The organism is Collinsella sp. AF23-2 (genome assembly GCF_003459245.1).
Taxonomy (GTDB): domain Bacteria; phylum Actinomycetota; class Coriobacteriia; order Coriobacteriales; family Coriobacteriaceae; genus Collinsella.
Map to the genome: position 1 here is coordinate 1 of NZ_QRVG01000016.1, position 22,669 is coordinate 22,669.

18 protein-coding genes and 2 tRNA genes are annotated in these 22,669 nt (G+C 59.8%); 10 read left to right on the plus strand and 10 right to left on the minus strand.

The genetic code is table 11. The features are described from left to right. Window positions 1-234 precede the first annotated feature (234 nt). Complete coding sequence (locus DWY03_RS07125; RefSeq protein ID WP_117840296.1) at window positions 235-2,706, minus strand: glycosyltransferase; 2,472 nt, start codon at window positions 2,704-2,706, stop codon at window positions 235-237. 156 nt (window positions 2,707-2,862) lie between these two features. Here DWY03_RS07125 and rfbA point away from each other — a divergent pair, with 156 nt between their 5' ends. The 5 genes from rfbA (at window position 2,863) to DWY03_RS07150 (ending at window position 7,951) form a co-directional block, all read left to right on the plus strand. Next, window positions 2,863-3,762: a glucose-1-phosphate thymidylyltransferase RfbA gene (rfbA, locus tag DWY03_RS07130; protein ID WP_117840297.1), complete on the plus strand. Its 900-nt coding sequence runs from the start codon at window positions 2,863-2,865 to the stop codon at window positions 3,760-3,762. Window positions 3,763-3,857: 95 nt separating this feature from the next. After that, complete coding sequence (locus tag DWY03_RS07135; RefSeq protein WP_022094783.1) at window positions 3,858-4,295, plus strand: DUF4869 domain-containing protein; 438 nt, start codon at window positions 3,858-3,860, stop codon at window positions 4,293-4,295. Window positions 4,296-4,304: 9 nt separating this feature from the next. Next, the gene (locus tag DWY03_RS07140; protein ID WP_117840298.1) at window positions 4,305-5,279 is read left to right on the plus strand and encodes a hypothetical protein; all 975 of its coding nucleotides are present in this window, start codon (window positions 4,305-4,307) and stop codon (window positions 5,277-5,279) included. Window positions 5,280-5,354: 75 nt separating this feature from the next. Further along, window positions 5,355-6,374, plus strand: coding sequence for a dTDP-glucose 4,6-dehydratase (rfbB, locus tag DWY03_RS07145; protein WP_117840299.1), 1,020 nt, complete (start codon window positions 5,355-5,357; stop codon window positions 6,372-6,374). Between the two features lie 122 nt (window positions 6,375-6,496). After that, the gene (locus DWY03_RS07150; protein WP_117840300.1) at window positions 6,497-7,951 is read left to right on the plus strand and encodes a sugar nucleotide-binding protein; all 1,455 of its coding nucleotides are present in this window, start codon (window positions 6,497-6,499) and stop codon (window positions 7,949-7,951) included. A gap of 102 nt (window positions 7,952-8,053) precedes the next feature. On the opposite strand, the gene DWY03_RS07155 is transcribed toward DWY03_RS07150, so the two are convergent. Further along, entirely contained in the window at window positions 8,054-9,025 is a 972-nt protein-coding gene (locus DWY03_RS07155) for a glycosyltransferase family 2 protein (RefSeq protein WP_052044190.1), read from the minus strand. A gap of 160 nt (window positions 9,026-9,185) precedes the next feature. Here DWY03_RS07155 and DWY03_RS07160 point away from each other — a divergent pair, with 160 nt between their 5' ends. From DWY03_RS07160 to DWY03_RS07170, 3 genes are all read left to right on the plus strand, one after another. After that, on the plus strand, window positions 9,186-10,031 hold the full coding sequence (locus DWY03_RS07160) for an ABC transporter permease (protein ID WP_022094778.1): 846 nt from the start codon (window positions 9,186-9,188) through the stop codon (window positions 10,029-10,031). A gap of 11 nt (window positions 10,032-10,042) precedes the next feature. Then, window positions 10,043-10,810 (plus strand): ABC transporter ATP-binding protein, encoded by a 768-nt coding sequence (locus DWY03_RS07165; protein WP_006236046.1) that lies wholly within the window; start codon window positions 10,043-10,045, stop codon window positions 10,808-10,810. A gap of 54 nt (window positions 10,811-10,864) precedes the next feature. Then, window positions 10,865-10,941 (plus strand) — tRNA-Arg (locus DWY03_RS07170). 104 nt (window positions 10,942-11,045) lie between these two features. Here the strand turns inward: DWY03_RS07170 and aroQ are convergent. From aroQ to aroF, 8 genes are all read right to left on the minus strand, one after another. Then, window positions 11,046-11,483 carry a type II 3-dehydroquinate dehydratase gene (aroQ, locus tag DWY03_RS07175; RefSeq protein WP_099431841.1) on the minus strand — a complete coding sequence of 146 codons (438 nt, stop codon included), beginning with the start codon at window positions 11,481-11,483 and terminating at the stop codon, window positions 11,046-11,048. Window positions 11,484-11,547: 64 nt separating this feature from the next. Then, window positions 11,548-12,798 carry a shikimate kinase gene (locus DWY03_RS07180; RefSeq protein WP_117840301.1) on the minus strand — a complete coding sequence of 417 codons (1,251 nt, stop codon included), beginning with the start codon at window positions 12,796-12,798 and terminating at the stop codon, window positions 11,548-11,550. Beyond that, complete coding sequence (pheA, locus tag DWY03_RS07185; protein ID WP_117840302.1) at window positions 12,799-13,944, minus strand: prephenate dehydratase; 1,146 nt, start codon at window positions 13,942-13,944, stop codon at window positions 12,799-12,801. 53 nt (window positions 13,945-13,997) lie between these two features. Beyond that, complete coding sequence (gene aroC, locus DWY03_RS07190; RefSeq protein ID WP_117840303.1) at window positions 13,998-15,095, minus strand: chorismate synthase; 1,098 nt, start codon at window positions 15,093-15,095, stop codon at window positions 13,998-14,000. A gap of 1 nt (window position 15,096) precedes the next feature. Then, window positions 15,097-16,416: a 3-phosphoshikimate 1-carboxyvinyltransferase gene (gene aroA / locus DWY03_RS07195; protein WP_117840304.1), complete on the minus strand. Its 1,320-nt coding sequence runs from the start codon at window positions 16,414-16,416 to the stop codon at window positions 15,097-15,099. After that, the gene (gene aroB, locus DWY03_RS07200; protein WP_117654842.1) at window positions 16,410-17,516 is read right to left on the minus strand and encodes a 3-dehydroquinate synthase; all 1,107 of its coding nucleotides are present in this window, start codon (window positions 17,514-17,516) and stop codon (window positions 16,410-16,412) included. The genes aroA and aroB overlap by 7 nt, the downstream gene beginning before the upstream one ends. Window positions 17,517-17,552: 36 nt before the next feature. After that, on the minus strand, window positions 17,553-18,467 hold the full coding sequence (locus DWY03_RS07205; protein ID WP_117840305.1) for a prephenate dehydrogenase/arogenate dehydrogenase family protein: 915 nt from the start codon (window positions 18,465-18,467) through the stop codon (window positions 17,553-17,555). Between the two features lie 3 nt (window positions 18,468-18,470). Continuing rightward, window positions 18,471-19,493 carry a 3-deoxy-7-phosphoheptulonate synthase gene (gene aroF / locus DWY03_RS07210; protein WP_117840306.1) on the minus strand — a complete coding sequence of 341 codons (1,023 nt, stop codon included), beginning with the start codon at window positions 19,491-19,493 and terminating at the stop codon, window positions 18,471-18,473. A 204-nt stretch (window positions 19,494-19,697) separates the two neighbouring features. On the opposite strand from aroF, the gene DWY03_RS07215 reads away from it, so the two are divergent. Both DWY03_RS07215 and DWY03_RS07220 read left to right on the plus strand, forming a co-directional pair. Next, window positions 19,698-19,774, plus strand: a tRNA-Arg gene (locus tag DWY03_RS07215). A 76-nt stretch (window positions 19,775-19,850) separates the two neighbouring features. Then, window positions 19,851-22,568, plus strand: a complete 2,718-nt coding sequence (locus tag DWY03_RS07220) for an HAD-IC family P-type ATPase (RefSeq protein WP_117840307.1) — start codon at window positions 19,851-19,853, stop codon at window positions 22,566-22,568. Window positions 22,569-22,669 lie beyond the last annotated feature (101 nt).

Sequence of the window (22,669 nt, forward strand, 5' to 3'; positions counted from 1 at the left end):
GCCGCCTCGATCAATTTGCGAAAGAATCTTGACGGTACCCTTTTCCAAGCCAAGCAGAGACTTTGACCGAGCGCTGGGTTGGCATGCGAGAGGCCAACATGAGGCCGTGCCGCGGGGCGGACCGCAGGTAGCAAAACGGCACCGGAGCCCATGTCGGGCCCGGTGCCCAAGCGCGATATCGACGGCGCAGTTTCGCGATATTCAACAGCGCCCAAATGAGTAAATACTCATTATCTATAAATGATAATAACGATTCGCGGGTTCCCCGACGGTGAAGTTTGGATTCATATAAGGATCGCCTTTGACGTAATACTTAGCCCATCGATAATTCATGTACGCGACCTCTTTGTGGAAGCGAATCTGCTTCTCCGTATTGTTTTCAACGCCTCTAGAAATCGACTCGTAGTGATAGAGCTCGACTTCGGGTGTGTATACAATTAGGTCGTTGATCTCGCGTAGCTTTAAGCAAAAGTCAACGTCATTAAATGCAACTTGAAGCTCTTCCGTGAAACCTCCGACTTTCTCATATTCATCACGCTTGGTCATTATGCAAGCTGCGGTGACGGCGCTGAAGTCTTGTTGTGCATCGTTGAGTGCAAAGTAGCCCCAGTTATCCCTTGGCATGCTTTGGCAAAGATGTCCTGCCACGCCACCAGTGACGCATAAGCCCGCGTGCTGGATGGTGTTGTCGGGATAGTAGAGTTTTGCACCAACTGCGCCAACATCCTCACGTGCGCAGATGCCAAGCATAGTCTCAATCCAATTGGGCGTAATTACCTCAGTATCGTTATTCAACAGCAAGAGATAGTCGCCCTTGGCGTGAGCAACGCCAAAGTTCATGAGCTTGGAGAAATTGAATTCGTGCTTCCAAGTTACAAGACGAACGATGTCAGGATATTTTGCTTGCAACTTATCGTAATAATCGAACGTCTCCTTTTCTGTGCTGTTGTTTTCGATTATGACAAGCTCGAAATTGTCGTACGTTGATTTCTCAACAATTGACTTAATGCAGTTGTCCAGAATGTTGGCGTGGTCTTTAGTTGGAATGATAATTGACACGAGTGGATGGGAATCTGGCACAGCGTAGGTTACTTTATATGTAAAGGGACGACGCGCTTGTTCGACCTTCGCATTGAGCCCAAGCCTGTCCAAATGACTCTGGACCGCTTTGATACCTGCGATAGTGGCATACGGCTTGCTATCGGCATTTGCTGCGGTGGAGGTCTCGCTTAGGCGCCAGTGATATAGAACCTTTGCAACATGATGAACTTTCCTTGCCTTTTCCACGGCGTGGAGAGTCAGATTATGATCCTGTGCTCCATCGAACTCTTTCGTGTTCGGTTCTAGAGTGTCAAGCAGAGACTTACGGATGGTAAGCATATGGCAGATATAGTTATTGTTTCTGAGCAGATCGATATTGAAATCCGGCTTAAAGAACGGCTGCGCTAGCATTCCATCGGGCATGAGTTTATCTTCATCACAATAAAGAAGATCGACGTCATCATTGTTTTCAATTGCCTCGGCATATGAGAACAACAAGTCCGGTTCAAGAATATCGTCATGGTCAAAGAAGCTAACGAAATCACCCGAAGCGATGGCAACGCCGGCGTTTGTGTTTTCGGAAATGCCCTTATTCTCGGTAAGGTTAATTGATTTAATTCTGTTGTCGTGGGCCGTCTCCTGCTCAACGCGAGCCTTTAGTTCCTGATTGTCAGGACTTGCATTTACTAGGATGAGCTCCCAGTTTGCATAAGACTGGTTTTTTACGGATTCGGCCATATCGTTAAAGAACGAAATGGGTGTGTTGTATAGAGGGACAATAATGCTGAACTTCGGAGCGCTGTTGAAGACGATTTTTCTCTGCTTCTCCAGAGCGCCGATAGTTGCCTTATGATCCGTGAACCATTCGGGGTATTCAGGGTCAAACTGCGCATGGGTAAAGAGAAAGTTGGTCTCCTCAAGAAGCAAGCCTAGCTTATCGGGTGTTAAGCAGTCGAATGCACTGAATGATGGGTGATTTTGATCGTCAATAATAAAGTAGTAACGATCGAACGCCTTTGGCATTCGAATTGAGAGCTGCGTTTCAAGCTGCTTTTTCTCAGACGTAAATCCAACGCTTGTTACATTCGAGCCGAAATTGACGATGCTCAAATTAACTTCATTAAGGGTTCGATCGAAACAACGAAGTTTGATTTGCGAGTCGCTACGATAAGGAGTTCTCACCGTGCACCTAAGGATATAGTCGCTTGAATCTTCGATGCACTGCCAGAAATCAATCGTTGCCATGTCAAACTCTGAAACGTCATCGTAGTTTCGGAGTTTGCTGCACATGTCAGGTTTAATTTTGTAGTTAAGGCGCGACTCCCATTTGATGTTCTTGCAATTGAGCGAAAGGGAGTCGCTGCTCAGGGTGCGACCGTCTTGGCCGATTTCGCTAAACTCAATTTTGATGGTGCGAGCATCGGGATCGGGGACTACAAGGACGTATGAGTTCGAGTCACAACTATTGTCCCGGAATTTTAGGAGGGATAAAGGTGAGCGGCGGTTATCGTCTGTAGCCGCCTGGGCTGTTACGCTGGAGCCTTTATGGATGCCTTCAATCTTAAGCTGCTGGTAGATTTTCCAGTTTCCTCTGCATACTCCGGTTGTTTCGACTCGCATTGTTTGCCTTTCGTTTGTTGGACACTGCTCATTGTACTTTTTCATTTGTTGCCTCGCTAGAAATGCAGAAAGAGTTGCGTGTTTCTGCTGTCCGATTTAAATAAGAAGACGGGGAGGTTGCTGCCGGTGCGTATAATTTAATTAACTATGCATCTGTAATCAGCGGCTTTTGCTCAACGATTGTCAATCGAGAGGATTTTTATGAAAGGCATCATCCTCGCCGGCGGGTCCGGCACCCGCCTATACCCGCTCACGCTCGTGACCTCCAAGCAGCTGCTGCCGGTCTACGACAAGCCCATGATCTATTACCCGCTGTCCACCCTCATGCTGGCGGGCATCCGGGACATCCTGGTCATCTCCACGCCGACCGACCTGCCCAACTTCGAGCGCCTGCTCGGTGACGGCTCGCGCTACGGCGTCAACCTCTCCTACGCCGAGCAGCCGAGCCCCGACGGCCTGGCCCAGGCCTTCACCATCGGCGAGGAGTTCATCGCCGGCGAGCCTTGCGCGCTGGTGCTCGGCGACAACATCTTCTACGGCAACGGCCTCAGCCGCCACCTGAAGAAGGCCGTCGAGAACACGCAGTCGGGCCGCGCCACGGTCTTCGGCTACCACGTGGACGACCCCGAGCGCTTCGGCGTCGTGGAGTTCGACGGCGAGGGCAGGGCCGTCTCCATCGAGGAGAAGCCCGAGCGCCCCAAGAGCTCCTACGCCGTCACCGGCCTGTACTTCTACCCGGGCGACGTCGCCGCCAAGGCGCATGAGGTTAAGCCGTCGGCCCGCGGCGAGCTGGAGATCACCACGCTCAACCAGATGTACCTGGAGGAGGGGACGCTGTCCGTGGTCACCCTCGGCCGCGGCTACGCGTGGCTGGACACCGGCACCATGGAGAGCCTGCACGAGGCCGCGGAGTTCGTCCGCGCCGTGGAGCACTCCCAGGACCTGCCGGTCTCGGTCCCCGAGGAGATTGCCTGGGAGAACGGCTGGATCACGACCGCCGAGCTGGAGGAGGCCGCCAAGGCCTACGGCAAGTCGGTCTACGGGCAGCACCTGAAGAAGGTCGCCGCCGGCGAGATCGTCAATAGCCCACGCGAGTACTAGCGCAAGCTTGTTTTCTTTTAGGGGTCACCGTTTATCTGGTGGCCCCTTTCGTTATGATTACGTTGACCATAAAGACAATATGATTGGGAGTGGATGTGTTAAGCGTCTACTTTGGCGATATGCCAGAAGCGATTTACAACACAGCGACATATTTCAAAAACTCTTACCGGTCTTCTTGGATTACGGATCCCTATGCAGTCTCGATAATTAAAGATGTCGATCGATCGGTTGTTGTCTCCGAAAACGTCATCGAAAGCCCTGTGCTTGGATCCATCTCCCCACTCCAGCTTTCTGGTGGCGTGAAAACGCTGCTGCTTATGAGATTTGATCGTAAGCATATTTTTAACGCTTCTACCTGTGGTGACAACTGTGCCAAGTGGATTCTCGACATGGCGAAAGACCGCAAGCTCGTTGTGAATCTCTATCATGTGATGGACTTTGGTCGCGAGGATTTTAAAATTAAAGTCGTGAATAGCGGCCGAATCGTTCACAACATGGCCGATTTGATTCACGAGTCGATTCCGTATCTGTAGGTGCTGCTTATGAACGGTTCGCATCTCGTTAAGATTTCCCGCCGCAGGGGAACCAAGTACACATTTACCATTAAACGGAACATTACTATTGTGCGTGGGGATAGTGGCACGGGTAAGACGACACTGTTTGACATGGTCGCAGACTACATGCGAACGGGCGAGCAGTCGGGTGTTTCCTTGCAATGCGATTGTCCCTGTGTCGCCCTGACCGATTATGATTGGCGAAACCAGCTTTCGTCCGTTCATGACTCGATTGTATTTGTCGATGAGGGCTTAAAAGAGATCCATTCTGATGAGTTTGCCCATCATGTGCTGTATTCCTCGAATTATTTCGTGCTGATCTCAAGGGCTGATTTCCCCAATCTTCCGTATAGCGTGGATGAGATTTACAAGATTAAGACGAGCGGAAAATACCATTCTTTCGTCCCTGTTTATCAAGATCGCGGGAATCATCGTTATGCTATTTCCCGGTCGGCGCCAAAACAGGACTTTTCTATCCTTCTATGCGAGGACAGTAAGTCTGGTTTCCAGTTCTTTAAACGGCATTTTGCTGACAGTGAGCTTACCTGTACTTCGGCCATGACGAACAGCGCGATTTTGGGCTGGTTGGATCAGCATCTCGACGATCGCGTGTTTGTTGTCGCGGACGGGGCGGCATTTGGGTGCTATGCGGACCGCGTCCTTAAGCTGCAAGACATTCACCGCGATACTGTTACGGTTTGTCTTCCCGAGTCGTTCGAATGGCTTCTGCTGAGCTCCGGCGTAATTTCAGGGCTAGATGTTAAGACGGTTTTGGAAACCCCAGAAGCCTTTGTAAACAGTGAGAAGTTTAAAAGCTGGGAGGATTTCTTCTATAAGTACTTACGTGAAATAACTGGGGATTCGGTTTTTCACTACGACAAAGACTGCATTTCGGAGGCGTTTTGTACAGGAGGTAATTCTGCGAAGGTTATGGCTCTTATCGCATGCCGAAATGTCCGATAGTTTTGTTGAATAGCGTCGCGGCGTCACTTCCTGCGGCATACTAAAGAAGCTGTACATGCTTCAGATTGGATTTTCATGTCTGAGATTTTCGAACCCAAGAATATCATCGTCACGGGCGGCTGCGGCTTCATCGGCAGCAACTTCGTGCACTACGTGGTCAACAACCACCCCGAGGTGCACGTCACCGTCCTGGACAAGCTGACCTACGCCGGCAACCCCGAGAACATCGCGGGCCTGCCCTCCGACCGCGTGGAGCTCGTCGTGGGCGACATCTGCGACGCGGAGCTCCTGGACCGCATCGTCCCGGGCCACGACGCCATCGTGCACTACGCCGCCGAGTCCCACAACGACAACTCCATCGCCGACCCCGAGCCCTTCCTGCGCACCAACGTCGAGGGCACCTTCCGCCTCCTGGAGGCCGTCCGCAAGTACGGCGTCCGCTACCATCACGTCTCCACCGACGAGGTCTACGGCGACCTGGCGCTCGACGACCCCGCCAAGTTCACTGAGGAGACGCCCTATAAGCCGTCCTCTCCGTACAGCTCGACCAAGGCTTCCTCCGACATGCTCGTCCGAGCGTGGACCCGCACCTACGGGCTTCGCACCACGATCTCCAACTGCTCCAACAACTACGGCCCCTACCAGCACGTGGAGAAGTTCATCCCCAGGCAGATCACCAACATCGTCGACGGCGTGCGCCCCAAGCTCTACGGCCGCGGCGAGAACGTCCGCGACTGGATCCACACCGAGGACCACTCCAGCGCCGTCTGGGACATCCTCACCAAGGGCCGCATGGGGGAGACCTACCTCATCGGAGCCGACGGGGAGAGGAACAACATCACCGTGCTGCGCATGATCCTCGAGGCCATGGGGCGCGACCCCGAGGACTTCGACTGGGTCGCAGACCGCCCCGGACACGACCGCCGCTACGCCATCGACAGCACGAAGCTCCGGCGCGAGCTGGGCTGGAGGCCGGCCCACACCGACTTCGCCGGGGGGCTCAGGGCCACCATCGACTGGTACGTCGCCAACGAGTCCTGGTGGCGCCCGGCCAAGGAGGCCACCGAGGCGCGCTACCGCGCCCAGGGGCAGTAGGCCGGACCCCGGCGAACCGCACCGCGGGGCGCCCGCGCGGGGATGCAGGGCATGGGGATGATCCTGCGTCCCCGCGCGGGCGCCCCCGGTTATACAACCTCTTCGATAGGAGCTTTTCCCACATGGCAGACATCGCATTCGAGAAGGACCTCTCCGTCGCCGAGACCGGCATCGAGGGCCTCAAGGTCGTCGACCTCGCCGTCCACGGCGACTCGCGCGGCTGGTTCAAGGAGAACTGGCAGCGCGCCAAGATGACCGCCCTGGGCATCCCGGACCTCAGGGTCGTCCAGAACAACATCTCCTACAACGACAGCCGCGGCGTCACCCGCGGCATCCACGCCGAGCCCTGGGACAAGTTCATCTCCGTGGCGCGCGGCAGCGTCTTCGGCGCCTGGGTGGACCTGCGCGAGGGCAGCGAGACCTACGGGAAGGTGTTCACCTGCACGCTCGACCCGTCCAAGGCCATCTACGTCCCGCGCGGCGTGGGCAACTCCTTCCAGGCCCTGGAGGACGGCACCGCCTACACCTACCTGGTGGACGTCCACTGGTCCCTCGAGCTCAAGAAGACCTACACCTTCGTGAACCTCGCCGACCCCGAGCTCGCCATCGAGTGGCCGATCCCGCTCGATGAGGCCACCGTCTCCGAGGCCGACCTCAACCACCCGATGCTCAGGGACGTCGTCCCAATGGCGCCCAAGAGGACGCTCGTCACCGGCTGCAACGGCCAGCTGGGCCATGCTGTGCGCAGGCTGGCGGAGGAGCGCGGCGTCGCCAAGGACTTCGACTTCTGCGACATCGACACCTTCGATATGTCAGACCCGGACGCCTACGCACAGTACGACTGGTCGCTCTACGGCACCGTGATCAACTGCGGCGCCTACACCGCCGTGGATAGGGCGGAGACCGCCGAGGGCCGCGCGACCGCCTGGAAGGCCAACGCGACCGGCCCCGCCCTCCTCGCCCGCACATGCTCTGATCACGGGATCACCCTCGTCCACGTGTCCAGCGACTACGTCTTCGACGGCACCGCCGAGGTGCATGACGAGGACGAGCCCCTCAGCCCGCTGTCCGTCTACGGCCAGACCAAGGCCGCCGGCGACATCGCCGTGGCCGGGTGCCCGCGCCACTACATCATGCGCTCCAGCTGGGTCATCGGCGAGGGCCGCAACTTCGTCAAGACGATGAAGGGCCTGTCCGACCGCGTCGCCGACCCCGAGGACGGGCTCGAGCAGGTCACGGTCGTTGACGACCAGCTGGGCCGCCTGACCTTCACGCGCGACATGGCCGAGGCCATCTTCCACGTGCTGGGGACGCACGCCCCCTACGGCACCTACGACTGCACCGGCTCCGGCACCGTCAAGTCCTGGGCCGATATCGCCCGCGCCGTCTTCGAGGCCGCCAACGGCAACGGGGACAGGGTCGTGCCGGTATCGACCGCCGACTACTACGCGAGCGCCGAGGGCCCCGTCGCCCCGCGCCCGGTCCACTCCGCGCTCGACCTGTCCAAGCTCGAGGCTGCCGGCTTCCACATGCCCGACTGGGAGGAAGAGCTGGGGGAGTACATCAAGACGCTCTAGCCGCTATTAACTTTTCGAGAGTAAAAGCCGCCGTTCTTTAACGGCGGCTTTTCTTGTTGGTGGCTATCTGCGCAGTGGTGCCAATAGTATTTTGCGGAAGATCTACCTCTCGCTTGGCATGGAAGTAGGGTGGCCGGGCTGGTCGTCGTAGGCGTATTTGCTGTACACGTTGACCTCCCACTGCTTTTTTTCGACCTTTGCTACAGAATCTAGGATGAAGCCGGTCGCAAGGCTCAGGCCGCACAGGAACATAAACGAGGCGGCGAGCATAGCGGTGGGGAAGCGCGGGACGAGGCCGGTCTGGAAATATTCGACAACGATGGGCATGCCCAGGGCGAGGCCGAATACCGCGAACAGAAGCGCAACGAGGCTGAAGAACTTCAGCGGGCGGTAGTCCTTGAACAGCGTGCCGATCATCGCAACGACTTTAATGCCGTCGCTCACGGTGTTGAGTTTGGACTCGGAACCCTCGGGACGGTCGCGGTACTCGATGGGCACATCTTTGATGCGCCAGCGGTGGTCGACGGCGTGGATCGAGAGCTCGGTTTCGATCTGAAAGCCCTCGGAAAGCACTGGGAAGGTTTTAACGAACGGGCGGCTCATGGCGCGGTAGCCTGTCATGACGTCATCGAAGCTGTAGCCATAGATCCACTTGATCATGGCGCGGACCAGATTATTGCCAAAGCCGTGGAAGGCACGCTTGTTCTCCTCGGCGTAGGTGCCGTTGGAAAGGCGATCGCCTACGGTCATGTCGGCCGTGCCGTTAAGGATGGGCTCGCAGAGGGCCTTGGCCGCCTCGGCGGGGTAGGTGTCGTCTCCGTCGACCATCAGGTAGCAATCGGCGTCGATATCGCGAAACATCTGGCGGCACACGTTGCCCTTTCCCTGACGGGGCTCAAAGCGGACTGTGGCGCCGTGCTCGGTGGCAATGCGTGAGGTATCGTCCGACGAGTTGTTGTCATAGACATAGACCGTCGCCTGCGGAAGCTCGCGGTGAAAGTCGTCGATGACTTTGCCGATCGTGAGCGCTTCGTTGTAGCAAGGGATGATGACGGCGATGGATTCAGAATTCACTTAATGCTCCTTATACATTCAATCCTAGAAAGTATAGCCGTTTGGGCCTGGCATCCTAAGATGTGGGTTAGTTCTCCAGTTTTGTTGCGCGAATCGTTTGCATGGCCGTCGGGTCTATACTGTTCGTTTGTCAACGATTACGAGTAAAGGAGTTGCATCCGTGTCGGATCAGACAAAGCAACAAGAAACTCGCAGTCTGCCTGCGACGTTTGCTAAGAACGAATTTGAGAAGGACGCGTTTATCCTTCGTCAGCTGGTTACCAAGGATTTTAAGATCAAGTATCGCCGTAGCGTTCTGGGCGTCGCATGGTCGGTGCTCAACCCGCTGCTGATGATGATCGTCATGGCCATCGTGTTCTCGACGATTTTTGGCCAGGGCCGCAATGGCTCAATGACGCCCGAGATGTACCCGCTGTACTTGATCGTGGGTAACATCACCTTTGCCGTCATGTCTGAGTCTACTAACCAGGCCCTGACGTCGATCGTGGGCGCTGCCCCTCTGCTCAAGAAGGTTAAGGTGCACCGCTGGGTTTTCCCGGTGCAGAAGGTGCTCTTCTCGCTGGTCAACTTTGCCTTCTCGCTGGTCGCCGTCGCCATCGTCATGCTGTGGTTCCGCGTTATGCCTTCTTGGCACCTGATTCTGTTGCCGGTTTGCCTGCTGCTGCTTATGTGCTTCTGCATGGGCCTGGGCATGATGCTCTCTGCCCTTACGGTCTTCTTCCGCGACGTTATGCATCTGTGGAGCGTCGTCATTACGGCGTGGACTTACATTACGCCCATCTTCTGGACGACTGACTATATTGCGCAAATGCCGCATCTCGTGCGTATCTTGATGTATGCGAACCCCATGTTCAACTACCTGCAGTTTATGCGCGATATCTTCCTGTTCCAGACTACACCCTCGCTTATGACGTTTGGTATGTGCGTCGCTTGGGCGGTTCTTGCGCTTATTATTGGCTATACCGTGTTCCATAAGTCCGAGCGCAAATTTATCCTCTACATCTAAGGAGTGCTGTGATGACTGAATCTGTTGTTGATTACAGCGAGCAGCCTCTGGCTGTCGAGGTCGACGACGTCACCATGATCTTTAACATGGCGTCCGAGTCGCTGACCAACCTCAAGGAGTACTTCATTAAGCTTGCCAAGCACGAGCTGTTCTTTGAGGAGTTTAGGGCGCTTAAGCACATCTCGTTTGATATTCATCGCGGCGAGGTTGTGGGTCTGGTCGGCACCAATGGCTCCGGCAAGTCTACGATGCTCAAGATTATCGCTGGCGTTCTTGAGCCTAGCGAGGGCAGCGTTAAGGTGCACGGTAACATCGCACCGCTGATTGAGCTTGGCGCCGGCTTTGACCCCGAGCTGACCGCCCGCGAGAACATCTATCTGAACGGCGCCCTGCTCGGCTATACCAAGGAGTTCATCGACGCCAACTTTGACGGCATTATCGAGTTCGCTGAGCTGCAGAACTTTGTCGATATGCCGCTTAAGAACTTCTCTTCGGGCATGGTGGCGCGTATCGCCTTTGCAATCGCGACGATTACCGAGCCCGATATTCTGATCGTTGACGAGACGCTGTCCGTCGGTGATGTGTTCTTCCAGCAAAAGTGTGAGGCCCGCATCCAGCACTTTATCCAGAGCGGCGACGTGACGGTTCTGTTCGTTTCGCACTCTATGGAGCAGGTTGAGCGCATCTGCCAGCGTGCCGTTTGGATTGAGAAGGGTGACCTTCGCATGGACGGCCCGGTCGATGAGGTCTGCAAGGCGTACCGCGAGCAGTTCAACTAGGTTATAATTACTTGCGCCTGACAGGCTTGTGCTTGCTTGGGCGTGCGGTTATTTGCTCCATTAGCTCAGTTGGATAGAGCAGGGGACTTCTAATCCCAAGGTCGACGGTTCGAATCCGCCATGGAGCACCATCGTTTATTAAGCCCAGACCGCTTGGTGGTCTGGGCTTTTTTCATCTTGTGTGTTGCTGGAGCCGAGCGCGAGCAAGCCGCTGCTGTTTGTTGGGGTTGGCATTTTACTTTTCGAGATGCTCTTTCAGCAGCTCCAACGCGTGGGCGTAGCCCTTCAGGCCCTCTCCGGTGATGGTGGCGAAGCAGGCCAGACGGGCGTAGCTCACCTGGCGGAAGTCTTCGCGGGTCTCGACTGCGCTAATGTGGACCTCCACAGCCGGGATGGCGACGGCTTTGAGCGCGTCCAGGATGGCCACGCTTGTGTGCGTGTAGGCGGCCGGGTTGATGACGATGCCGTCGACCTTTCCGTAAGCCTCCTGGATCTTGTCGACGATGCTGCCCTCGTGGTTAGACTGGAAGACCTCGACCTCGTCGAAGCCCTGTGCGGCACCCGCTTCCTGGCAGATCTGCACTAAGCGATCGTAGTTGTCGCTGCCGTAGATGCCTGGCTCGCGAATGCCGAGCATGTTGAGGTTGGGGCCGTTAATGACGAGTGCTTTCATGGTTGCTTCCTTTGCAGTTGAAAAACCACCACAAAGGTGCCTGCCCCCTTTGTGGTGGTTTTGGTTAGAGAGCGGGTGGGAGGGTGTCGAGGAGGGCATGGACGGTGTTGGCGGCGCAGTCGCGTGAGTCGATGATGTAGTCGGCCCAGGCGCGGTAGCGCGGCATACGCTGCTCGGCCAGCTTGTCGATGCCGTCGCGCGCGGTGATGGGGCGGCCCTTGTGGGCGAGCTCGTCGAGCTTGCGGTTGAGCATCACGATTTGGCTGTTTTGGTGCAGCAGAGGGTAGTTCTCGTCGCGCGTAACCACGCCGCCGCCGGTGGAGAGCACCAAGCCGCTGCGCTTGGAGATGTCGGCCAGCGCTGCCGTCTCCTGCTCGCGGAAGGCCGCCTCGCCGCACTTGATGATAAAGTCGGCGCAGGGCATGCCCAGGCGCTCCTCGAGGGCGCGATCGAGATCGATGTGCTCGCGGCCCGTGAGCTGGGCGATCTGCTCGCCCACGCGGGTCTTGCCCGAGCCCGGCATGCCGATCAGCGCGATGTTCTGTTCGCGGCGTGACAGGCGCTCCGTTACGTCCAGGATCCTCTCGCGCGGGGTGGCTTTGCCGGTATAGCGCTCGACAGCTTGTGCCGCCTGGGCAACAAGCATAAGCAGGCCGCCGATGCAGGGGATGCCGCGGCACTCGGCCTCGAGCATCAGGCCCGTGCGGGCGGGGTTGTAGACAATGTCGATGACGCCCTCGAGCGCATCGAGGCCTTCGAGCGTGCAAGGCGCGTCGGGGCAATGGGGGAACATGCCGGCGGGCGTGCAGTTGACGAGTAGGGAGGCGTCGGACTGCTGCGCGATATTGTCGTAGTTGACCTCGCTCGTGCGACCCACGGGTACGACGATGGCGCCCATGTCTCCCAGCACCATACTTGCCGTGGTGCCGGCGCCGCCGGTGGCACCGAGCACGAGGGCCTTCTTGCCGGCAACCTCAACGCCCAACTCCTCGACCAGGCACTGGAAACCGAAGTAGTCAGTATTATCGCCGTGCAGGCGGCCGTCGGGCAGGCGCGTGATGGTGTTGACGTTGCCCATGCGCTCGGCGAGCGGGCTCAGCTCGTCCAGGTATTCCATGACGGCGCGCTTGTAGGGGATGGTCACGTTGGTGCCCTCCCATTCGTCGCCCGTCATAAAAGCCTCAAGATCCTCGGGCTCGCGCTCAAAACGCACGTACTCAAGCCCCGCCAGCTCTTTGTAGATGGTCGGGGTGTAGCTGTGGCCCAGCACGCGGCCCAGCACACCGTAGGGGCGGGTTGCGGCGGTATCGGTCATCTAGAGCACCTCCGTGTAGCTGCCAAAGTAGGTGAAGCTCTCGCACACGTCGTCGATGGAATCGAGCAGGTCGTCGAGGGCCTTGCTGCCAAAGGGGCAGTCCAGATCAAAGTAGAACATAAACTCAAAGTCGCGGCCGGGGATGGGGCGGCTCTCGAGCTTGATGAGGTTGATGTTGAGTGCGTAGAAGCGCTCGAGCACGCGATAGAGGGCGCCCGGCTCGTTGGCCGTGGTGATCATGAGCGAGGTGCGATTAGCGCCGGGGTAGACGCGCGGCTCGCGGCTGATGACGACAAAGCGCGTGTAGTTGTTGTCCGAGTCTTGGATATTGGGCTCCAGCACCTCGAGGCCATACAGCGTGGCACAGCTGCGCGAGGCGATGGCGGCGACGTCGGTGCGCTCGGAGTTGGCGACCATCTCGGCCGACATGGCCGTGTTTGGGTACTTGGTGGCGTGCAGGTCGTGGGACTCGATAAAGCCGGCACACTGGGCAATGGCTTGGCCGTGGCTGTAGACCTCGCGCACGTCGGCGAGCTTAGTGCCGGGCTTGACGAGCAGGTTGTGATCGATCTTAAGGCGCAGTGAACGCACGATGTGGAAATCGAACTGGGCGAGCAGGTCGTAGACGGCGTTGACCGATCCGGCAGTTGAGTTTTCGATGGGCAGCACGCCAAATTCGCAAAAGCCGTCGCGTACGGCGCGCATAACGCCCTCGAAGGTCTCAAAGAAGGCGATATCGGGCACGTCAAAGAGCTTGCACGCGGCAATCTGGCTGTAGGCGCCCTCGACGCCCTGGCAGGCGACGGTGGCCGTCTGGGGGAAGGGCGTGTCAAAGGCTGCGGCCGTGGCATGGGCTTTTTGCGACACCGTGATGCCCTTGAGCTCGTTGATGTAGCGCTGCTGCTCGGCCTTGCTCATGCTCATGAGGAGACGGAACAGGGTGATGGTCTGCGCCTCGTAGCGCTCGGGCGCGCGGCTGGCGAGGTTATTGAGCTTGGAGCGCTCGCGGGCGGGGTCGAAGACGGCCTTGCCCATCTCGATTTTTGACTTGGCGACCTCGGTGGCAATGTCCATACGCTCGACAAAGCTGTTGAGGAGCGTGGTATCGATGCCGTCGATGGCCCGGCGGATGTCAGCAAGGTCCATGGGGACCCCTTTCGCGTAATGGCAGAGTTGACGGGCAACTCAGGTGAGTCGGGTTAGAGCTGGCCTGCGTCCTCGAGGAGAGCGTCCCAAATCGCGAGGGCGGCGGCTGCTTCGGCTACGGGGACGGCTCGGGGGACGATGCAGGGATCGTGGCGGCCGTGGACCGAGAGCTCGGCATTTTCCATGGCGTCCATGTCTACAGTCTGTTGCTCGCGGCCAATTGAGGGCGTCGGCTTTACGGCCATGCGCCACATGACGGGCGCGCCGGTCGAAATACCGCCCAGGATGCCGCCGGCGTTGTTGGATTCAACCTCGATCTCGCCCGACTCTGCATCGATGCGATACGGATCGTTGTTCTCGCTGCCGCGCATGGCGGCGACGGCAAAGCCCATGCCAAACTCCACGCCCTTTACGGCGGGGATGCCAAAGGCGATCTGTGCGATGCGGTTCTCGATACCGTCGAACATGGGGTCGCCGATGCCCGCGGGAAGCCCGTAAATGCCGCACTCCACGATGCCGCCGATGCTGTCGAGTTCGTCGCGCGCGGCTAGGATCTCCTCGCGCATGCGGCCGGCTGCGGCGGCGTCAATGCACGGCAGATCGTTCGTAAGGATCGCCTTGCGGTCGGCCTCGCGATAGACCATATCGTCCATCGGCAGGTCGGAGATGCCGCCGATTTGCGCGACGTGCGCCATGACCTGAATGCCGTGGGCCTCAAGTGCCTGCAGCGCAATGCCGCCGGCGATGCACAAGGGAGCCGTCAGACGACCGGAGAAGTGTCCGCCGCCGGCGACGTCGTGCATGTTGTGATACTTCACGCGCGCAGGGAAATCTGCGTGCCCGGGGCGGGGTTTGCGGCGCAGCTCGGAGTAATCCTTGGAGCGCGTGTTGGTGTTCTCGATAATCGCGGCGATGGGCGCGCCGGTGGTATGTCCATCGACAACACCGGCGATGATGTGGGCTGCGTCAGCCTCGCGTCGTTTGGTCGCGGTCTCGTCGCGTCCGGGGGCGCGACGGTCGAGGAAGGCCTGCAGCTCCTCCTGGTCCACGGCGATGCCCGCCGGGATGCCATCGAGCGAGCAGCCGATAGCGGGGGAGTGCGATTGGCCGAAGATGCTTAAGTGCAAGACGTTGCCAAAGGTCGAGGACATGCTATTCCTCCTCGAGTGTGATTTTGCCGCCCAGCAGGCGGTAGTGGTCGAAGAAATCGGGATAGGACTTGTTGACGGCCTCGGCGCCGTGGATCACGACCTCGCCGGTGGCACGGCTCGCAGCGATGGCGGCCATCATGGCGATGCGGTGGTCGTTGTGCGAATCGACCTCGCCGCCGGTGAAGGCATCGACACCCTTGATGATGAGGTCGTCACCGGCGATGCGCACCTGTGCGCCCAGCGCGGAGAGCTCGCGGGTGGTGGTGACCAGACGGTCAGATTCCTTGATGCGCAGGCGCGCACAGTCACGGATGAACGTGCGGCCCTGAGCCAGCGAGGCCACGGCCGAGATAACGGGTACCAGGTCGGGAATGTCGTGGGCGCTCATCTCAAAGCCGGCGAGCTTGTCGGACTGCACGGTGGCGGCGTTGGTGGAGCGCACGATGCGGGCACCAAAGCGCGAAAGCGCGGCAAGCACGTTGCGGTCGCCCTGTGCGGAGCTCAGCGACACGCCCTCGACGGTGATGGGGTCGGTGCCGATGGCGCCGGCGCACAGCCAAAAGGCGGCGTTGGACCAGTCGCCCTCGACGGCTACGCTGCCGGGCGTGCGGTACGAGCCGCTGCTCACGCGGAAGTTCGTGACCTCGGGCTGGCCGTCCTTGGCCGGAATACGCTCGACGTTGACCTCGACGCCAAAGGCCTTCATGGCCTGGATCGTCAGGTTGATGTAGGGGCGGCTCTCAATGAGGCCGGTTACCTGCACGCAGGAGGGCTGGGCCAGCAGCGGGGCTGCCAGCAGCAGGCCGGAGATATACTGCGAGCTCACGTTGCCCGGAAGCACAAAGGTGCCCGGGCGCATGCGTCCGCTCGTCTTGAGCGGAAAACCGCCCAGACCCTGTAGGTCGCAGCCGGCGGCGATGATCTCGTCCGAGAGCGGGGAGAGCGGGCGGGCGCCCAGGCGGCCCTGGCCTACGAAGGTGGCATCCGCACCCAGCGCGCAGGCGACAGGCAGCATAAAGCGGAGCGTGGATCCACTTTCGCCGCAGTCAAGCGTGCCGCCGGCAAGGGCCTTGAGCAGGCCAAACTCAACACTCTTCATGGTGGGGTGGACCTGGAAGCCGTCCTCGACGGTCTCGATGCGAGCACCCAGGGCCGTAAGGCAACGCACCGTAGCCTCGATGTCGGCGCAGGTGGTATTGCAGGTGACGTGTGTCTCGCCGTTGGTAAGCGCAGCGCAGATGATGAGGCGATGCGCCATCGACTTGGACGCGATGGCGGGAACGGTGCCCTTGAGCGGGGACGGGGTGATGCGGGCTAGCATGCGGAAGCGTCTCCCTTCTGGCCGAGGCCCTCGGCAATTAAATCGTGGAAGGTGGAAAGCGGCGTGCGGTCGATGCTGCAACGGCCAATGCCGTGCGGAATTACCAGGTCAATCGTGTCACCGGCGCGCTTTTTATCGTGCAGTGCTTCGGCAAAGACGGCGTCGGCCGAAAGCTCGCAGCGGGTCTTGAGACCGTGGCGTGCGCAGAGCTCCTCGATGCGGCCCGGCAGCTCGGCGTCGCAGATGCCGTGCAGGGCCGCGGCGCGCGTGATGATGCCCATGCCGATTGAAACGCAGTTGCCGTGTCCGAGCTCAAAGTGCTCGCAGGCCTCGACGGCGTGCCCGGCGCTATGTCCAAAATTGAGGAGCTTACGCTGGTTGGTTTCGCGCTCGTCGGCGACGACCACGGCGCGCTTGATGTCGATATTGCGGGCGATGATGAGCGCTACGCGGGCCACATCGCGGTTGAGCAGCTCCAGCGTGAGCGGGGTCTTCTCCAGTTCGGCGAAAAGCTCCGGGTCGGCGATCACGGCGTGCTTGACGACCTCGCCGCAGCCATCGGCGAACTGCTCGGGCGTGAGGGTGGCCAGGCACCCCACGTCGGCGATAACCACGCTCGGCTGCCAAAAGGCGCCGGCCAGGTTCTTGCCGGCAGCCAGGTCTATGGCGGTCTTGCCGCCCACCGACGAATCCACCATGGCGAGCAGGCTCGTCGGGATCTGCACAAACTTGCAGCCGCGCATGTAGGTGGCGGCCACAAAGCCCGCCATGTCGCCCACGACACCGCCGCCGAGTGCCACGATCACGTCGGAGCGCGAAAGCTCGCGCTCGGCCACAAACTCCAAAATGGCAACGTAGGTCTCAGCGCGCTTATGGGCCTCGCCGGCCTCGAAGGTGCAGATGCTCACCTCGTAGCCTGACGCCTCCAGGCTCTGCTTAACGGGCATCTGGTAGAGCGGGCCCACGTTGGTGTCCGTCACGATGACGGCCTTGGTGCCGCCGGCGGTGGCGCGCACGAGCGGCCCCGCCTGCTCCAGCAAAAACGTGCCAACATGCACCTGGTAGGGGCGTGCAGTGTCGATATCGATGGTAATCGCCATAAGCTTCGGTCCTTTCGACCTGGCGTGATGGGTGGTCTAGTGGGAGGCCTCGTCGTCGAGTGCGCGCTTAATGCGGTCGCCCTCGGCAAGGAGATTCTCCAGATAGCGCTGGTCGCGGTCCTTGAGCGCGCGGCTGTAGGCGCCAAGCGATTCGATCAGATGGTCGATCTCGAAGGCGAGCGCGTCGGCGTCGTCGATCATGAGCTCGGACCACATTTGCGGGTTGAGGTGCGCCACGCGGGTGAGATCGCGGTAGCTACCGGCCGAAAAGCCGTGGTGGACCTGAGTGGTCGGGCTCTTAACATAGGCGTTGGAGACGACGTGCGCGAGCTGGCTCGTAAAGGCGATGACGCGGTCGTGCTCGGCGGCGCTGGTCACGCTGAACTTGCCAAAGCCCAAGGGGCGTACCATCTCGCGCACCTGGCCCAAAAGCTCCAGTTTGAGCGCATCGTCCACCGCGGGCGGTACGAGCACGAGCGGGGCGCCCTGGAACAGGTCGGCGCGGGAGTGCGCATAGCCCGAGTACTGCGTGCCCGCCATGGGGTGCGCGCCCACAAAGTAAAAGCCGTGCTCGCGGGCTAGCTCAAAGGCGCGCTCGCACACGATGCCCTTGACGCCCACCGTGTCGATCACCACGGGGCCCATGATGGCCTCGGTGTCGGTGGCGTCGGCGAGCGCCTGGGCGTGCGCCTCGAGCCACTCGATGCATGCCTCGGGATAGCAGGCAAGGACGATGATGTCGCATTCGCCGAGCGTCTTGTCGTTAAGCTCTCCGGCGACAGTGCCCATGCTGGCGGCCGTCATGACATCGTCATCGGGGTCCCAGGCCAGCACGCGGACGCCCGCCTGCGCATAGCCGCGGGCAAAGCTGCCGCCGATGAGGCCCAGGCCGACGATGCCGGCGCACTTGGGGCCGCCCTGGTTAACGCGCGCGTTTCTCACTGTACCCATGGGCTACTCCATGGTCTCATGGCAGACAACCTCGCGAATGGCTCGGATGCGGCGCATGGTGTCGTCGAACTGATCGGGGGTGAGGGCCTGAGCGCCGTCGGACCATGCGCGGCTGGGCTCGTCGTGGACCTCGATCTCTAGGCCGTTGGCACCGCAGGCGGTCGCGGCGAGCGCCATGGGCTCAACGTAGCGGGTGTAGCCGGTGGCGTGGCTGGGGTCGGCGACGACGGGCAGGTGCGACAGGTGGTGCAGCACCGGCACGGCATTGAGGTCGAAGGTGTTGCGGGTGCGGGTCTCGAAGGTGCGGATGCCGCGCTCGCACAGGATGACGTTGTCGTTGCCCTCGCTCATGATGTACTCGGCGGCCATGAGCAGCTCATCGATCGTGCCGGACATGCCGCGCTTAAGCAAGATCGGAGTCTTGGTCTTGCCGACCTCTTTGAGCAGAGGGAAGTTCTGGGCGTTGCGGGCGCCGATCTGCATGACGTCGATCTTCTTGTCCAGGAAGACCTGCACGTCGCGCGGGTCCATGATCTCGGTGACGATCGGCATGTCGAGCTCGGCAGACGCCTCGCACAGCAGGTCCAGACCGGCGGGGCCCATGCCCTGGTAGGCGTACGGGGAAGTGCGGGGCTTGTAGGCACCGCCGCGCAGCATCGTGGCACCGGCGGCCTTCACGCGGCGGGCGATGCGGATGAGGTTCTCGCCCTCGACGGAGCACGGGCCGGCGATGACCTGGAACTGATCGCCGCCGATCTTGACGCCGTGGCCGCAGTCGATGACGGAGTCCTCGGGGTGGAACTTGCGGTTGGCGCGCTTGAACGGCTCGGAAACGCGCTGCACGCGCTCGACGACATCCATGGACTCGAGCAGGAATGGGTCGATCTTGGTCGTATCGCCCACCAGGCCGATGATCGTCTCATTCTCGCCGCGCGAGACATCGGTCTTCAGGCCCTTTTTCTCAATCCAGCTGACGATATGGCTGACGGCCTCGTCGCTGGCGCTCTCTTTTAAAATTGCAATCATGGTGTGCCTCTCACCTCGATGGATAACCCTTGCAAAAACGGCCCGCATCGCGAGCCGTGTACATATGGTGCATGAGAGTTTATACTATCTGACTCGCTTTTGCCTTCTAAAGTGGGCCGTTGAGCCGCGTCTTCCTCGGAATTGCAAAGCTTTTTCTTTTATTTTGATAGCCCGTGGTGTACTTGGGTATAATGCCAGACGTTGGCCCTATTAGCTCAGGGGATTAGAGCGTCTGCCTCCGGAGCAGAAGGCCGTTGGTTCGAATCCAACATGGGGCACCATCGAACGTGAGACCGTCCGAACCTCGCATGGTCCGGGCGGTTTTTCTTATACCGACGCGACGTGATGGGACGTGGTATGGCAGCAACGGATATCGAGCGCGGACTCTCGACCGCCGAGGTCGAGGAGCGCATCGCCGCCGGTAAGATCAACCGCAACATGGAGCTCAAGACCAAGTCGGTCAAAGAGCTCATCATCGAGAACCTCTGCACGCTGTTCAATTTGATCAACGTGATCTTGGCGTTCCTGGTCATTTTGACCGGTTCGTTTAAGAATCTGACGTTCCTGTTCGTGGTGTTCCTCAATACCGCTATTGGCGTCATTCAGTCCATGCGTTCCAAGAAGATGGTCGATAAGCTCACGCTGCTGACCTCCAAGAAGGCCATCGCGGTGCGCGACGGCTCCGAGGTGGAGCTCGACCTGGACCAGATCGTGCTCGACGACATCATCCGCCTGGGGCGCGGCGACCAGATCCCCGCTGACGCCGTGGTGGTTTCGGGCGAGGCGCTCGTGAACGAGAGCCTGCTGACGGGCGAGAGCGATCTTATTAAGAAACAGCCCGGTTCCGAGCTCATGAGCGGCAGCTTTATCGACTCGGGTCTGCTGCGCGCCCGCGTGATCCATGTCGGCGCCGACAACTACGTGGCCAAAATTAATAACGAGGCCAAGTACGTCAAAAAGGTCAATTCCGAGATCATGAACGCGCTTAACGCCATCGTGCGCTTTGCGAGCATCATCATGATCCCGCTCGGTTTGGCGTTGTTTGCCTCGAGCGTGAGCGAGCTGTGGGATGCCGCGGGAACCCCAGGCAATAGCGCGCTTTCGTGGTGCTTCTCCGAGCTGTTGGCTGGTCATGTGCCTTCGTCGGCGCTGCTGTCCACGGTGGGCGCCCTGCTGGGCATGATCCCGCAAGGCCTGGTGCTGCTGACCTCGTCGGTGCTCGCCATCGCCACGGTGCGCCTGGCCCGCCGCAAGGTACTCGCGCAGCAGCTCTACTGCATTGAGACGCTCGCGCGCGTCGACGTGCTGTGCCTGGACAAGACGGGCACCATCACGTCGGGCCGCATGGAGGTCGAGGGTACCTATCCGCTGCCGGTCGAGGGTATGGGTGCGGGGGAGGGCGACGCCGCCGTTCCCGTCGATACCACGGTGCTCGATTTTGCGCTGGCTAACGTCGCACGTGCGACCTCGGCCGATGCCAACGAGACCTGTCAGGCGCTGCTCAACTATTACGCCGACCGTCCGGTCGAGGTGTCCGAGCCGCTGTCGGTCATTCCGTTCTCGTCTTCCAAAAAGTGGAGCGGCGCGTCGTTTGCACAGGGCTCATATGTGATGGGTGCGGCGCAGTTTGTGCTCTCTGATCGTGCGTTTGCCCAGGTCGAGAACCGTGTCGCCGAGCTTGCCGATACCTGCCGCGTGCTCGTGGTGGCGCGCGTTGACGGCTTTACGCCCGATGGCGATATGGTGGGCGAGGCCGAGCCCGTGGGCTTTGTGACCATACGCGACGAGATCCGTACCTCGGCGGCCGAGACCATCGGCTACTTTAACGAGCAGGGCGTGACTCTCAACGTGATCAGTGGCGACGACCCGCGTACGGTGTCGTCGATCGCGCGCGTGGTGGGCGTGCCGGGGGCGGACGCTTATGTGGACGCCACGACGCTCGATACGCCGGCCAAGCTCGATGCCGCAGTGGACCGCTACCATGTCTTTGGTCGTGTGACCCCGCAGCAGAAGCGCGAGCTCGTGCAGGCGCTCAAGCGCCGCGAGCACACCGTGGCCATGACAGGCGACGGCGTCAACGACGTGCTGGCGCTCAAGGAGGCCGACTGCTCCGTGGCCATGGCGGCCGGCTCCGATGCCGCGCGTAACGTGGCCGAGATCGTGCTCGTCGACAACGACTTTGCCTCGATGCCCGCCGTGGTGGCCGAGGGCCGTCGCTCCATCAACAACCTGCAGCGTTCGGCTTCGCTGTTCCTGACTAAGACGCTGTTCTCGATGGGCCTGGCGGCGCTGTGCATCGCACTGCCGCCGTACCCTTTCGAGCCGATTCAGATGACGCTCATCAACTTCTTCTGCATTGGCGCGCCGGGCTTTGTGTTGGGCCTGGAGCCCAACAATGCTCGCGTGAAGGGGTCGTTCCTGACGAACGTGCTCAAGCGGGCACTGCCGGCGTCGATTGCGGTCATTTTGGCCGCGGCGCTCGATATCTTTGTGGCGCGCGTGTTTGGCTTTAGCCAGCTCACGCTGTCTACGATGTGCCTGCTTTCGTCGTGCGCGGTGAGCGTCAGCCTGATCTGGCGCATCTCGCAGCCTCTCACGCCCTTACGTGTGGTGCTCTTCGTGTTTGTTGTCGCCGGCATCCTGGTGGGCGTTATCGGATTCCCGGAGCTGCTGTCTATTGCCAACCTGTCGATGGGCCAGATGGTAATCTTGGCTGTCATCGTGGTCTTTACCTGCTCGGTGTTCTTTAAGCTCGCCACGATGATAGATTCGCTCAAGCCGCGTCGTCGTCATGCCGCAACTGGTTTTGGCCGCGGTGTGCGCGTCCACCTGGGTCGCGGTGGCGGCAAGGTGAGCTCGACGGGTTCGACGGCCGAGCGTTTTGCCAAGCGCGTCGCCGCCGACATGGCGCAGCGCCGCGAAGATCGCACCGCTCGCGAGGCCGAGGCCCGCGCACTCGAGGGCGTGGCCCAGGCCCAGCCCAAGAAAAAGAAGGGTAGCGGAGCCAAGCGCTCTCGCGTAACCAAGTCCGCCCAAGGCATCAAAGTCTCGATGCCGAGCAAAAAGAAGAAGTAACTACGCGCCCTGGCGATGTTGAATTGGTGCCTTGCTCCTGTAGGGCCGTGGCGATGTTATGCTCTAACCTCGATTATTTGAATTGCTTCGAAAAGAGGATG

Excerpts from the sequence above, each read along its gene's own strand:
- DWY03_RS07125 (WP_117840296.1), bottom strand. The coding sequence starts at position 2,706 with ATGAAAAAGTACAATGAGCAGTGTCCAACAAACGAAAGGCAAACAATG.
- rfbA (WP_117840297.1), top strand. The coding sequence starts at position 2,863 with ATGAAAGGCATCATCCTCGCCGGCGGGTCCGGCACCCGCCTATACCCG.
- DWY03_RS07140 (WP_117840298.1), top strand. The coding sequence starts at position 4,305 with ATGAACGGTTCGCATCTCGTTAAGATTTCCCGCCGCAGGGGAACCAAG.
- rfbB (WP_117840299.1), top strand. The coding sequence starts at position 5,355 with ATGTCTGAGATTTTCGAACCCAAGAATATCATCGTCACGGGCGGCTGC.
- DWY03_RS07150 (WP_117840300.1), top strand. The coding sequence starts at position 6,497 with ATGGCAGACATCGCATTCGAGAAGGACCTCTCCGTCGCCGAGACCGGC.
- DWY03_RS07165 (WP_006236046.1), top strand. The coding sequence starts at position 10,043 with ATGACTGAATCTGTTGTTGATTACAGCGAGCAGCCTCTGGCTGTCGAG.
- aroQ (WP_099431841.1), bottom strand. The coding sequence starts at position 11,483 with ATGAAAGCACTCGTCATTAACGGCCCCAACCTCAACATGCTCGGCATT.
- DWY03_RS07180 (WP_117840301.1), bottom strand. The coding sequence starts at position 12,798 with ATGACCGATACCGCCGCAACCCGCCCCTACGGTGTGCTGGGCCGCGTG.
- pheA (WP_117840302.1), bottom strand. The coding sequence starts at position 13,944 with ATGGACCTTGCTGACATCCGCCGGGCCATCGACGGCATCGATACCACG.
- aroC (WP_117840303.1), bottom strand. The coding sequence starts at position 15,095 with ATGTCCTCGACCTTTGGCAACGTCTTGCACTTAAGCATCTTCGGCCAA.
- aroA (WP_117840304.1), bottom strand. The coding sequence starts at position 16,416 with ATGCTAGCCCGCATCACCCCGTCCCCGCTCAAGGGCACCGTTCCCGCC.
- aroB (WP_117654842.1), bottom strand. The coding sequence starts at position 17,516 with ATGGCGATTACCATCGATATCGACACTGCACGCCCCTACCAGGTGCAT.
- DWY03_RS07205 (WP_117840305.1), bottom strand. The coding sequence starts at position 18,467 with ATGGGTACAGTGAGAAACGCGCGCGTTAACCAGGGCGGCCCCAAGTGC.
- aroF (WP_117840306.1), bottom strand. The coding sequence starts at position 19,493 with ATGATTGCAATTTTAAAAGAGAGCGCCAGCGACGAGGCCGTCAGCCAT.
- DWY03_RS07220 (WP_117840307.1), top strand. The coding sequence starts at position 19,851 with ATGGCAGCAACGGATATCGAGCGCGGACTCTCGACCGCCGAGGTCGAG.